Here is a 13,309-nt window from a genome sequence, read left to right as displayed (position 1 = left end):
CCGACATGAATCATCGTCCGGCATCGCCGTCCGTCGTCGCATCCCCGCGCGTGACCTGCCGCCTGCTTCAGCGAGCGGCATATATTTCGATGTCATATTGACTTGGTTGATCTGCTGTCCTTAATGTTTACGGAGTATTTCTGTCGCATGCGGACATCCCGGCGGAATTTCGATGACGGGGTGGATATGTCCGGACGTCCTGGGGGGACATCATGCGCGTGGCGGGCAAGTGACGGCCCGGTCCTGATTCGTAAGGACGGATCTGTTTCCGATCCTGCAAGCACACTATTGGTTTCTTTCGTCGGCATGCATGTCTTCGCGGCGAAGCGGCCAGAATCTGGATCGAGTGGATGGACATGGCGTTCCTGACGGATTCATCGCTGTTCCTCTGCCCGGTGCCGATCGGCCTTGCCGCGGGGCCCATCCTGCCTGACTATTTCGTCTGTCTTCTCGATCATGCCGGTCACGTCACGGGCTGGAGCGCCGACGCCGAGCGGATCTCGGGCTATCGGGCAGCCGATATCCTGGGTCGGCCGTTTTCCGATCTCTTTCCGTCCGACCAGGGCGGGACAGGCGTGCCGTCGCAGGCGCTGGAGGCCGCGCGGGACTGGGGACGGGGCGAACGAACCGGCACGGCCGGGCGCAAGGATGGCAGCCGTTTCCGCGCGCAGGTCGTCGTCCATGCCTTTACCGACGACCAGGGCCGGCCGACGGCCGGGGCCGTGGCCTTCATCCGCGATCTGACGATCCGGAACCTGCCGACCGGATTGCACTGCCCGGCGGATACGGCGCTGGACATCATTCTGCGGAAAATATCCGAAGGGGTTGCGCTGTTCGGCGCCGACCATGGGCTGGTCTATTGCAATGCCCGCTTCGGCGCCGTTCTCGGCCTGTCGGAGGACCATCTTCGATACGGCACGTCGTCCGACCAGTTGCTGTCCGAACTGGTGGGCGTCCCCGGCGACGGGGGGGACGCGATCGTCCTGCACCAGACCGACATGCAGGGGCTGGAGGGGCAGCGCGACTGGACGATCGAGACCCGACGCCAGGATCGTTCGATCCTTCTGTCATGCTTCGTGCTGCCCGATGGCCGCCGCGTCGTGACCTGCGACGACATGACCGCCCGACGGCAGGCGGAAAGCCGGGCGACGTACCTCGAACAGCATGATCCCGTGACGGCTCTTGCGAACCTGTACGGTTTGCAGCGGCATCTGCAGATCCATTGCGCGCGGCCGGACAATCGGTTTTCCGTCTTCTATTTCGATCTTTTCGGGTTCAAGCGTGTCAACAACACGATGGGGCACGCGGCCGGGGACGAATTGCTGCGGATCGCCGCCGGTCGCATCCGGGCGATCCTGGGATCGTCCGACCTGGGCGCGCATCTCCGCGGCAACAAATTCGCGATCGTCGTGCATTCGGAACAGGACGATGCGGGCATCGACGCCCTGGCGCGCCGCCTGCGAACCGCCCTGACGCGGCCGATTGCCGTCCTGGGGCATGAGGTCACGGTCGGCGTCGGCATCGGCATCGTGCGCTTCCCGGCCGACGGCGTCGATCGCGACACCCTGCTGTGGAACGCGGACATTGCGCTCCAGCACGCGAAGGATGGGGACGCCAGCCGCATCCGTTTCTACGATCCGGACATGGACGAGGCGCGGCGCCGGCGCATGGAGCTGGAACGCGACCTGCGCCTTGCGCTGGAGCGGGACGAATTCGTCCTGTATTACCAACCGTTCCTGAATCTCAAGACCAACCGGATCGTCGGTTTCGAGGCCCTGATCCGCTGGCAGCATCCCCTGCGTGGCCTGGTCTCGCCCGGTGATTTCATCCCGGCCGCGGAAAGCATGGGCCTGATGTACGACATCGGCGTCTGGACGCTGGATGCCGCATGTCGCGAGGCGGTTGGCTGGCCGGGCGATACGGTCGTCTCGGTCAATGTGTCGGCGGCCCAGTTCCGACATGGCGGGCTGGTCGAAACCGTGCAGCGGGCCCTGGCATGTTCGGGGCTGGATGCGATGCGGCTGGAACTGGAAATTACCGAAACCGCCATGATCGACGACGTACCCCATGCGGGCCGCGTGCTGCACCAGCTGCGCGACATGGGCGTACAGATCGCGCTGGACGATTTCGGGACCGGCTATTCGTCCCTCAGTTTCCTGCACAGCCTGCCTTTCACGCGCATCAAGATCGACCGCAGCTTCATTCGCGACATGGGCAACGGCATGGGCGACGGCGGGGCGATCGTCCGGGCGATCACCGGCCTGTGCGGCAGCCTGGGCGTGGTGGCGACCGCCGAAGGGGTGGAGACGCAGGCGCAGTTCGATTACCTGAAACAGGTGAATTGTTCCGAAATCCAGGGATTTTTCTTCAGTTACCCTTGTCCGGCGGCCGAGGCGCGGCAGCTTCTGGATGTCCGCCGCGATTAGGCAAGGGTCAGGTCGCGGGCATCAGGCACAGGCCGCCCGCCGGCCCCGGCCGGTCGTTTCCGCCAGGCTGGATCAGGTTCCGTCCAGAAAAGGTCCGGTCATGCTTGCCTTGCTGTTCTTCGCGGTCGTCCTGATCTGGGGCACGACCTGGTTCGCCATCCATGTCCAGGTCGGCGTGACGACGCCTCAGACGGCCATTTTCTGGCGCTTTCTTCTGGCGTCCCTGGTGATGGGGGCGTGGCTGCGCCTGTCGGGGCGGTGGCGGCGGGTTCCGCTGCGGGTTCATGGCTGGCTGGCGCCGATGGGGGCGTGCCTGTTTTCGTGTAATTTCCTGGCGATCTACGGATCGGAGACCTATCTGGCCAGCGGCACCGTCTCGGTCATCTTCAGCCTGGCGACCCTGTTCAATACGCTCAACCAATGGGTGTTCTTCCGCCATCGCCCCGGCCTGCGTAGCGTGCTGGGCGGGTGCATCGCGATCCTGGGCGTCGTGTTCCTGACCGGCCTGACGGGTGTCGGCGGTATTTCCCCCATCGGAACGGTCCTGGCGCTGACGGGCACGTTCCTGTTTTCCTGCGGCAACATGCTGTCCCGCCGGGCGGTGGCGTCGGGGGTCGACCTGCCGAACGCGGTCTTTCGCGGCATGGTATGGGGATGCCTGTTCCTGGCCGTCCGGGTCCTGGCGGGCGGGTCGTCGCTGGCCGGCTCGACCGACCCTGCATGGATCGGGGCGCTGCTGTACCTGGCGGTTCCGGGATCGGTGGTGGCGTTCCTGGCCTATCTGCACCTGGTGCATCGGATCGGCGCGGATCGCGCGGCCTATACCACCATCCTGTCGCCCGTCGTCGCGCTGGCGATCTCCATCGTCTATGAAGGCACGCGATGGACATCGGGCATGACGACCGGTGTGGTCCTGATCCTGCTGGGCAATCTGGTCACCTTCGCGCCGCTGGGGCGGCTGGCCGCCCCGACGCCGGCCCGGTCGTAAAGGCACGCGCCGGGCCGCTATCCGGCAACGCTGGATCAGGCCGACGGATCGTTCCACACTCGGTCGGACGAACGACGCGGCAACCGGGCAGGGGACGATATGGACAGGCAGGCGGACAGGGGCGACATGCCGGTGAGGATGTCGTCGATGCTCGATGCATTGCCCCTGTCGCGCGCCCATGTCCGTCTGCTGCTGATCGGGGGGCTGGGCTATCTGTTCGACGGTCTGGATGGATCGTCCCTGGCGTTTTTCCTGCCGGTCCTGCGCGGGGCCTGGCATCTGTCCGGGGTACAGGCAGGGCTGATCGCCTCCAGCACGTCGCAGGGTTATCTGATCGGCTCGTTCCTGTCGGGCTTCCTGGCCGACAGGATCGGTCGCCGGCGCATCATGATGTCGGCACTGGCGCTGTATTGCGTGGCGTCATGCCTCAGCGCCCTGGCCCAGGACTGGCGGACCTATTTCGCCCTGCGCCTGGTCTGTGGCATCGGCACGGGGGCCGAGGCCGTGGTCATCATCCCTTATATCGCCGAATTCCTGCCGGCACGCCTGCGCGGGCGATTGTGCGGGGCGGTGGTCGGGTTCTTCTCGTTCGGTTATTTCCTGGCCGCGTGCCTGGGCTTCTTCATCGTCTCGGCCGCGCCCCAGGGCTGGCGCATGGCCTCGGTGATGACGGGCCTGCCGATCCTGCTGCTGCTGTGGTGGCGGCGCGCGCTGCCGGAATCGCCGCGCTGGCTGGAAATCCGCGGCCGCCATGCCGAGGCGCGTCTGGTCATCCAGGCGTTTGCCGGTGGCGGGGGGCGGGATCCGCTTCCACCGGCTCAGTCCTGGGTGGGGGAGGAGGCGCCGCCGGCCGGTCCGGGCGTGTGGTCGGCGCGGTGGCGCTCGCGGGTGCTGCTGTGCGTATGGCTGTGGACGTGGCTGTTCTTTTCCTTCTACGGTTTCTTTTCGTGGATTCCGAGCCTGTTGCTGAAACGCGGGCTGAACCTGTCCGACAGTTTCGGCCTGTCGCTGCTGATCTTCGCGGCGCAGATCCCCGGATATTTCGCCGCGGCTTGGCTGAACGGCCCGTTGGGACGGCGGCGGGTCATGATCGGCGCGCTGGTGCTGGCCGCGCTGTCGGCGCTGCTGCTGGTCCGCGCGAATGGCGTGGCCGGCCTGCTGGCGGGGGCCATGGGGCTTTCGGCCGGCCTGAACGGGGCGGTCGCGGGGCTGTATGCCTACACGCCCGAACTGTTTCCCACCCGCATCCGCGCGACCGCGATGGGCCTGGCATCGGGGATCAGCCGCCTGGGGGCCATCGGCGGTGCGTTCGGCATCAGTTTGATCGCCGAACACGGTGGCACGGCCCCGGTCTTCGCCGTCACCGGCGCGGCACTGGGGCTGGCGGTGCTGGCGCTGTTCACGGTCGCGCCGGAAACCGACAACAGCGCCCTGCCCGAACAATGACACGGGCCTGAGGCCCTGGACCCCGATCAGGGATGAAACGACTTGGTTTCAGGGCATCGCCCTTTGGAAACCCAGGACTTCATAAAACGAATGGGATGCAAGGGCCGAGGCCCTTGCCGGGTTCGGGCATCGCCCGACCTTCCTTTTTCCATATAACTTGGTGCCAATGGAGCAGCGCCCTGAGACGTGCCGCGGCATGATAGGGTAACATGGACGCCCAACTTCATGACCTGGGGAGTGAAACCGGATGCAGAAATCCCTCTATGCCACCATGCGCGCGCTGCCGGGGCAGGCGGAGCACCTTGCCGGCCTGCTGCGGGACCTGGCGCGCGATGTCCGTGCCGAACCCGGCTGCGTGCGCTTCGTCGTCTACCGCCTGGAAAGCGACCCGGCTTTCTTTCATGTCGAGGAGACCTATCGCGATGCGGCCGCGTTCGAGGCCCATATCGGCATGGCGCATGGCCGGCGCTTCAACGACGCGATCCGGACACTGGTCGAAGGCGGCGCATCGACCGTGACGTTCCTTGATCCGGTTGCATAACGGCCGACATGCCCGGCGCGGTTCATGGGGGTGTCCGCCGGCTGGACTTGTCGGACATCGCATGTGCAAAATCCTGAGAGGCTGGTTTGAACCGCGCCCGGTTGGCGACCCGACGCGCGGCGGCACTTTCGCCCGGCAGGCCGCAGTTCAAACCAGGCCTCTGAAGGACGCGAACTGGTAACTATGATGATGAAGCGCAGGATTACGTTACTCCTGGCCGTGGCTGTTACCGGGTGCGCCCCGGACAATATCGCCCACCGCCTGACCGGACTGGACTGCAATGCCGGCTATATCCAGGCCGGCGAGGACTGGTGCGCGCCGCAGGCCAGGCCACCGGCGCCGCAGCCCTACTGCACGCAGAGCTGGAATGGCGTTGATTGCTGGAGCCGCCCCGACCTGATGCCGAATGTCGCCCGCGAGGTCGCGCAGGGACCGACGGGCCTGACGCAGGACCAGAACGCGAACAGGCTGAACATGCCGGTCCAGAAGGTCCCGCCGACGAACGCCTATATTCCATAGGCCGGCCAGGCCTGCCGAATCCGGCGGCGATGGCCTTATTCGGGCAGGGAAGTCGAAATGATCGAGGACGTCATTTCCTGACGCTTTGTCAGCAGCCTGAATACGCGCCCGTTGCCCTGTTCCATCTGTCTGTCCCCGACCCGGCCGGCGATCCAGTCCAGCGTGGACCGATCACCCGCCTGCGTGGCATCTGACGCCAGACGAAGCGCAAGAGCCTGCTGTTCCTGTGTCAGCGGGCCTTTCTTCGGGATTTCGGCTTCCACGATCCTGCGGACATCGCGCACCGCGGCGGCCCATTCGTCCTTTCCTTCATGAATGCGCGCACTCATGTCCAGCGAGGCCATGTTCGTATCCCCCCGCAGCAGGGAAAGGGAGGCCGTCTGATCGCCCGTCGCCAGGGCGATCCTTGCCAATATCCTGCGTTCGTTGGCCTTCAGGTCGTCCGGAAGACCGGGATCGTTCGTCCTTGCCAGTGCCTCCACCGCGTCCTTCGGCAAATTCCGCGCGATATCGGCATTCGCAAGCTCCTCGCCCGCCAGCGCGCGGACGACCGGGGAATCAAGCATCGGGATCGCGTCGGAGAACGCCTGTGCCGCTTCGTCCGGCAGCCCGAGCGCAAGAAGCATCTTGCCATAGGGAACCAGAATGTCCCCCTTCTTCGGCCCGGGCGGCAGGTCCGGCAGATGCGCCCTGAGCTGCGCCGCATCGTGCAGCAAATTGCCCTGGTCCACTCCCTTTGCCCCTGCGTCGGCAATCTCCGCCAGGGTCTGGAAAAGAAGCGGCGCCACCATTTCGGAGGATACCAGGGACGATGCGGCCCGTGCCCGATCAATGGCGGTCAGCGCGTCGCTCCATTTTTCCATCCGCCCATAGGCATCGGCCTGCAGCAGACGCACGGCGGCTTCCCGGCCGGCCAGACGCGCGTCCGGAATCATGGAGCCGAACTGTTCGGCCGCCGCGTCGGGGGTTATGCGACCCTCCGCAAGGTCGAGCGAGGTCACCTGCTCCTGGGCCTTTTCGGAAACGATCGGGTTCGCATTCTCGACCAGCTTCCGGAACGCCGCATACGCCCGGTCGTGCTTCCCCGTCCGTAATTCCCTGAACGCGGAGGCCAGCAGGTAGGGCGCGCCTGCCGGCATGCGATCCAGGGCGGACAGCTCCTCCGGCGATCCGTAGCGCCCGATCTCCTCGGCGGCGATCGGAAGAACGGTATTACGCACGGTATCGGGATAGTTCTTCAGTCGCGCGAAATCCCGCGCGAGGAGGGATGCCGCCTCCGCGTCGTGCCCCCCGGCGGATGCAAGGTAAAGACCGCGCCACACCTGCGTCGCACGCGCCTGGTCGTCCGGCCATGGCCCGGCAAGCAGGGATGCGCCCTCGGTGCCGCCGCTGAGAAATTCGGACGCCGCGAGAAGGAACCTGACATCCGGCCGGGCCCCTTCTTCCGGGTCATCCTGCAGGGCGACGGTCAGGATGCCGCGCGCTTCCACGAAGGCTCCGGCGCCGAATGCGGCCCGTGCGGCGTCAAGGCGGCGCGCGAAGCGCTGTGCCGGCTCCGAATCCGCGGCGGCGATGGCCGCATCATGGAAGCGCGCCGCAAGCGCCTTGTCCGAAAGGTTTCGCAGGCCCAGCCAGCTCAGGTCGACGTCACTGCCATAAACCGCCGCCGCGCTGTCGGGAACCGATGTGCCGGACGAGGTCAGAAGGGCGCCGTCGGGCGTCGCCTTCAGGCCGATGTCCGGCGATCGGGCCGCGACGACAACCCCTTCCGTCGTCGGCCACACGTCGTACCCGTCTCCGTTTCGAAGCGAAAGGATACCGCCGTCGTCACTTGCCGACGTGCCCACAAGAAGCCGCGCGCCAGAGGTCGGGTCGTTGATCGAGAGCACGCGTCCGGGGCGGCGCATCGGGTAGAGGATGCCACCATTGTCGCCCTGCCGCGGGTTGATGACGCGCCTGTCGTTGTAGTCGCCTTCGGGCGGGGGCTTGTCTGCCAGCACCCATCCTTCGGCCTGCTGCGACAGGTAGAGATGCCGGGTGTCCGGAAGACGCAGCTGGATCACGGTGGCATCGGGCAGGGTATTGACGGTGAGGGTCGAGAAGATGCCGTCGCCGCGCAACGCGCTGGTGTCCATCGGCTCGGCATTGTCGACGACGATGATGAAGTTGTCGCCACTCTGGAAGCCTGCGATCCCCATGTGCGGCGGCAATGGGATCAGAACGCGATTGCTGGAGGGTTCGGCCTGATGTGGCCCGGTCGCCGCCGTGGCCTTGGCGTTCCCGTTGGTGGTGGTGCCGGGCCCCGTGCCCGCCTTCGAATGCGGGGCAGGAACATCAAGAACCGTCGCCTTCCACGACGCCGGCAGTCCTTTCGGCAGTCCCGCTTCGGTCGGATCGTTATCCTGCGGCGCGCCCTGCACCGGTGCCGCGACCGGGACCGCGGCAGGCGTGGGGGCAGGGTGCCGCCTGCCGGCCAGGACCGGAGTAATGGCCGAGCATGACAGCAGCAGCATAACGGGAAGCGCGGTGCCCGGAAGCGCGGCGCAACGTCTCACGCGCGGGGCTCTGCTGAAAAGCACGTATCGTCAATCCTGAAGGGGGAATGCCCTGGCGCTCCGGCGAAATCTTCCGACAGAACCGCGCATGTCCCGTGCTGGCGCCGCTCAGGCGAGCAGGTTGACGAAACTCGCCGTCGCGGAATTCTGCTTGTGCGACGTCGTCGAGGGAACGATCTGTCCCGTCGCGTCGAACTGCGTGGACGACGTCGAGCCATCGCCATTCCTGGACACGATATTCATGCCGGCGGCTGCCGCATGTTCCGGCTTCGCGGCGCGATAGGCCGCATGCGTCATGTTCGTGGTCGCTGCACGCATGCTGGACGCCAACGCTGCGGCCGCCGAAGTATCTGCCATTTTTATTGCCCTTCAAAGTCAGAAAAAGAGCCGGAAAAGCAAGGATTTTCCCGGCGGAGAAGCCAAAACGGACCTGGCGGCGAAAGCACCGCCAGAGCGTGGCCTCCTGCTTTACGACCCCTGTCAGGCCCGCCATGCCATAAGCCATGGCTGAACTATACCGCCGCAGATTATGGGATGACCATGCCTTAGCCAAGGTGTTTTTTGGCCTCTGTCCCGCGTCCTTTCGATAGGCCAAATATTTAAGAAACGTAACGATGCGGGCGATGATTGGAATGCGGACCTGGTGCAATAAACCTTCACGCGCGCCGGGTGCGAGAAGCTTCAGCCAGAGCCCGAAAACGCGCGCACGGCTTGACACGCGCGACCATTTCACCCCATCAATATTCTGTATTCTGCACAAGGTCCGATTTTCTGCTTGCAGTGACCACCAATACAGGACGTAACGGGAAGGTTGCCGATCCAGGGGTAATGACCAGGCCGGGTAGCCGGTAAGGGCATGGTCAGGCAGGGAAAATCCAGGGGAACCAGCATGAAGGGCGGCAATCATGTGTTCGGCGGGGCCGCTGGCCCGGACCAGCCGGGGGTTGTCCAGCCGTTCTTCATGGACGACGCGCACATGACGTCGTGCCCTGGGTTCCGCAGGCTGTGGCATCGGACCGCGGCAGGTGGCATAACCGGCACAGATGGTATAAGTAGCGTGGACCGGCGTTCAGCAGGGCTACGCCTGATGGGCAGCCTGTGGACTGTATAAATATTCGTGCCCTTGGCCCGTGCCGGGGACATTGCTTGTGGCGGCCGTCAGGAAACCATGAGTGGACCAGGTCGTGATGCAAATACCCCGTCTGTCATTCGGAAAACTTGTACCTATCTCGTCAAGCCTGATGACGCTTCTGCTGGCGATGAACATGCACGCGCTTGCCGGCCATCTTAAGGACGATGGCGCGGACACGACCGAGCAAACCATCATGCCTCAGGCCAAGGCAGCGGAAGGGCCGGCCGCCGGGACGGGTTCGGACGCCACCCAGCCGTCCGGCCAGGCTTCCGCGATCCAGACCGTCGGCGCTGAAGCGACCAAAAACCTTAACGATGCCCAGGGGTGGATGTCGCTCCTGACATCCGATGAGAACGGCGCAGCCGTAAAGACGACCCCACCCGCCGCGCCCGCGCGGAAGGCGCCTGCGTCTGAAGGCGCGTGCCAGCCGGGCATGTCCTGCGCCGGAACGACATTGGCGTCGGCAACGGCCGGCCCGGATGCCAATCCCCAGGTCAGCAAGGCCGAGGCGGACCTTGTCAAAGATATTCTGGCCCGCCGGTCCGACATCGACAGCGCGCAGAAGACCCTGGAGGACCAGAGGCAGGTCCTCAATGCGGCGAATGCCGCACTGGATCAGAGAATGCGTGATCTCGACGCATCCATGGCGCAGCTTGCCGAAAAGCAGGCGGCGCAGCGCGAGATCATGCTGGCCGAGACCGACAGGCTGGTGCGGATATACGAGGATATGCCGGCCAAGGAGGCTGCTGCAGTCTTCAACATCATGGATATCCATGTGCTGGTCTCTCTCGCCAATACGATGAGCCCCCGGAAGATTTCAGCCATCATGGGGTACATGACGCCGGAACGTGTGAACCTGGTTTCGCAATTCCTGGCTGGCGTGCGGAGTTTCCACACGACCCATGCATCGGACGACGGCAAGGCGGAGCAGGCGGCCGATATCGGGGCATCGCCCTGGTGGTCGCGGAACCCGCCCACGCAGCGGCTGGCCGAGCAGGGGCCCTTGAAACCTTCGCGGCAATAGCCATGAACCGCGCCGGGTTTGTCACGGGGGAACGCATCCCGGAGTGACGGCCGAAGGCGGGTCGGGATGGTCAGGGTCGCGGGGCAGGTGTAGAAACGGTTCGTGGTGACATGCCAGAATTTCATAACCGACGGTAAAGAGTAACGGACGGCAGACGGTGCGATGATGACTCACCCCGCAATGAAGGCTTACCGCAGCGTCGCGGACACTTCCCTGACAGGAAGGCAGGCCGACGCAGCATGTTTCAGAATGCTCGCCAACGAACTTGAGACCGCCGCGGCGAGCACCGATCCGACTGTCCGGCTGAAGGCTCTGGCGAGGCATCAGCGGCTCTGGTCGATGATTATGAAGGTGAATGCCCTGGATGCAGGTGTCACCCCGCTCGATGAGCGCAAACTGTTCGTCACTCTGGCCAATCAGGCCCAGAGATACGCGATCAAGGCCATGCTGGAGCCCGATTTGCCTCTCACCCCCTTGATTGAGATCGCGGAAAACGTGCGCGCCGGTCTGGAGGCGGTTGTGAGCGACGGTGAGCAGGAATTCGACACCGACATCCATCTCTAAGGCAGCGGCAGGCGGAACCACCGAAGCGGAGAGGCGTCTGACGCAGGTTGCGCGGCGCCTCGCGGCCGCATTGTCCGCCGAATGATCGTTCAGAGAAAAACGGCCGCGTCGCACGCGGGTCCCGAATCTTCGGGAAGGAAACCCGCCGTCGAATACGAAAAGGTCGGCCTGCCCCTATCGGCAGGCCGACCGGATCATCATTATTGCTTCATCGCGATCGTGCTCTGAAGCAACTGATCGGCTGTCGTGACGACCTTTGTATTGGCCGAATAAGCCTCCTGCGCGACGATCAGCGCGGACAGGTCGCTGGTCAGGTCCGTGGTCGAGGATTCGACATAGCCGACCGACAGGCTTCCCGTCCCATTTTCGCCAACGGTACCTGTCCGCGCGGTGCCGGACGACGCCGTGGCCGTATAGGCCTGGCCGTCAACGGCGTTCAGCCCATCGACGTTGGCAAAGTTGGTGAGCGCGACCTTGCCGATAAGCTGCGTGTCGCCATTGTCGAACACGGCCATGACCGAGCCGTCATCCTGGATCTCGGCCCCCTGATATGTGCCGCTGGCGACGCTGTCGCTGGTCAGCGCCGTGGAATCCGTGCTCAGGGCGGTCGCGGACAGGGAAGCGCCGCTGAGATCCATGGCATAAGTCGTGCCGCTAACGGTGGCGCTCAGAGCGCCCAATCCACCAGGAACCGCTACCGGCGATGCCGGGTTCGAAATGTCCGTCACGGTTGTCGTGCCGTCAGCGTTGAAAACGACACTGTAAGGGGCGGAACTGACCGGCGAGGTCGCGGAGGTATCGTAAGGATCGACCGCCTGAACCGTCCACGTCGGAGGCGCGGCGGATGTCTGGGTCCACACGGCCGATACGGGTGTTCCGCCCACGTCCGTCGGCGTCGTCATGTACGTCTGCTGCGACCCGGTCGTGGTCCCCAGGGCGGTCGACGCCATGGTCAGCGTGTCGGCCGTGGTGTCGGCCGTCAGGCCCGAGGCCTGGGCCGTGCTCGGGGTGCCCGTGGCGGCGGCCATCGTGGTGCCGCTGGTCCCCCCGATCGTGCCGAGGTCGAGCGTTATGTTCTGCGAAATCCCGTTGGAGTTCGTCGATGTGATGGTCGGCTCGACGGATGCCCCGCTCAGGGTCGAAGATTGGTAGGGGGCGCCGTCGCTGGTGCCGGTGACCGAGGCCAGGGCGCCATTGCTGTCGAAGGTCACCTGAAAATCGTTCGAGGCAATCTTCCCGGTGCCTTCCGCGTCATAGGCGCTGACGTCCCAGACCAGAGGGTTTGTTGAACTCTGCGTCCAGGTCAGCGCAACCTTGGAGGCATTGCCGTTCGCGTCATACGTCGTGGCCGGCGCCGTCGTATAGCTCTGGCTGTAGGGACCCGTGGACGTGCTGCTCGGCAATGTTCCAACGGCGGCTGACAGCGTCAGGGTGGTCGTCTCCGTCGGGCGGAAGGCGATGTTGGCGATGTTGAGCTGCGTCAGGGACGTGCCAAGGGCGCCGGTCGTGGGGTCGACCTGGTATCCATCAAGATAATAGCCGCTGGTGTTGACCAGATAGCCGGCCTTGTTCTCGTAGAACTCGCCGTTTCGTGTGTAGTACTGCCGGTTTTCGAACTGCGTGGTGCCGGACGTGGCCTCGCCGGTCTCCTTCGACACGTCGAACAGACCACTGCCCGAGATCGCCATGGCCAGGTCATCGGTGCTGGCCGAGGCAGTGCCCTGCTGGCTCACATGCTGCACGGTGACGGCGCTGACCGAGTCCGAAACGTCCTGAGACGCCGAGGAACCGGCCATCGATCCGGCCACGAAGTCCTGGAACGCCGTCGAGTTGGCCTTGTAACCCACCGTCTGGCTGTTGGCGATGTTGTTACTGAGGTTCGTGAACGCGGTTGACTGCGCGTTGATGCCGCTGACAGCCGTGGAAAGGGCATTAAAAACTGACATAAGCCGTCCCTGCCTCGTGCGAGCTGCTGTCTGGCCCGTCCGCCACCCGGCAGAAAAAACCATCCATCATGGGCGCAATGCGTCACACGATGTCGCTTGCCTCACCGTTCAGGGGAAGGCGAACATAAGCCGATGGCCTTACGGGCATGGAATGGCGGCCGAAACATC

11 protein-coding genes are annotated in these 13,309 nt (G+C 64.8%); 8 read left to right on the top strand and 3 right to left on the bottom strand.

The genetic code is table 11. From position 1 onward, the window contains the following. Positions 1-350: 350 nt before the first annotated feature. From HLH21_RS15525 to HLH21_RS15505, 5 genes are all read left to right on the top strand, one after another. Positions 351-2,426 carry a putative bifunctional diguanylate cyclase/phosphodiesterase gene (locus tag HLH21_RS15525; RefSeq protein WP_246379860.1) on the top strand — a complete coding sequence of 692 codons (2,076 nt, stop codon included), beginning with the start codon at positions 351-353 and terminating at the stop codon, positions 2,424-2,426. 100 nt (positions 2,427-2,526) lie between these two features. Next, positions 2,527-3,414, top strand: a complete 888-nt coding sequence (locus HLH21_RS15520; RefSeq protein WP_182944665.1) for a DMT family transporter — start codon at positions 2,527-2,529, stop codon at positions 3,412-3,414. A gap of 126 nt (positions 3,415-3,540) precedes the next feature. Continuing rightward, positions 3,541-4,860 (top strand): MFS transporter, encoded by a 1,320-nt coding sequence (locus tag HLH21_RS15515; protein ID WP_182944664.1) that lies wholly within the window; start codon positions 3,541-3,543, stop codon positions 4,858-4,860. A gap of 247 nt (positions 4,861-5,107) precedes the next feature. Then, the gene (locus tag HLH21_RS15510) at positions 5,108-5,401 is read left to right on the top strand and encodes a putative quinol monooxygenase (RefSeq protein WP_182944663.1); all 294 of its coding nucleotides are present in this window, start codon (positions 5,108-5,110) and stop codon (positions 5,399-5,401) included. 189 nt (positions 5,402-5,590) lie between these two features. Next, a complete protein-coding gene (locus tag HLH21_RS15505) occupies positions 5,591-5,920 on the top strand; it encodes a hypothetical protein (protein ID WP_246379859.1) in 330 nt (109 codons plus the stop codon). 35 nt (positions 5,921-5,955) lie between these two features. Here HLH21_RS15505 and HLH21_RS15500 read toward each other — a convergent pair whose 3' ends face one another. Beyond that, a complete protein-coding gene (locus HLH21_RS15500; protein ID WP_264811707.1) occupies positions 5,956-8,499 on the bottom strand; it encodes a tetratricopeptide repeat protein in 2,544 nt (847 codons plus the stop codon). A gap of 84 nt (positions 8,500-8,583) precedes the next feature. Then, positions 8,584-8,793 carry a hypothetical protein gene (locus tag HLH21_RS15495; protein ID WP_182944661.1) on the bottom strand — a complete coding sequence of 70 codons (210 nt, stop codon included), beginning with the start codon at positions 8,791-8,793 and terminating at the stop codon, positions 8,584-8,586. On the opposite strand from HLH21_RS15495, the gene HLH21_RS15490 reads away from it, so the two are divergent. From HLH21_RS15490 to HLH21_RS15480, 3 genes are all read left to right on the top strand, one after another. Then, positions 8,792-8,986 (top strand): hypothetical protein, encoded by a 195-nt coding sequence (locus tag HLH21_RS15490; RefSeq protein ID WP_182944660.1) that lies wholly within the window; start codon positions 8,792-8,794, stop codon positions 8,984-8,986. The genes HLH21_RS15495 and HLH21_RS15490 overlap by 2 nt on opposite strands. A gap of 661 nt (positions 8,987-9,647) precedes the next feature. Then, complete coding sequence (locus HLH21_RS15485) at positions 9,648-10,631, top strand: MotE family protein (RefSeq protein ID WP_264811706.1); 984 nt, start codon at positions 9,648-9,650, stop codon at positions 10,629-10,631. 162 nt (positions 10,632-10,793) lie between these two features. Continuing rightward, positions 10,794-11,195: a flagellar biosynthesis regulator FlaF gene (locus HLH21_RS15480; protein ID WP_182944659.1), complete on the top strand. Its 402-nt coding sequence runs from the start codon at positions 10,794-10,796 to the stop codon at positions 11,193-11,195. 200 nt (positions 11,196-11,395) lie between these two features. Here HLH21_RS15480 and HLH21_RS15475 read toward each other — a convergent pair whose 3' ends face one another. Next, a complete protein-coding gene (locus HLH21_RS15475; RefSeq protein WP_182944658.1) occupies positions 11,396-13,141 on the bottom strand; it encodes a flagellar hook-basal body complex protein in 1,746 nt (581 codons plus the stop codon). Positions 13,142-13,309: the final 168 nt, after the last annotated feature.

It is taken from the genome of Gluconacetobacter johannae (assembly GCF_014174305.1).
GTDB classification, from domain to species: Bacteria; Pseudomonadota; Alphaproteobacteria; order Acetobacterales; family Acetobacteraceae; genus Gluconacetobacter; species Gluconacetobacter johannae.
The sequence above is the reverse complement of the archived record's forward strand: the minus strand, read 5'-3'. Positions and strand labels throughout refer to the sequence as shown.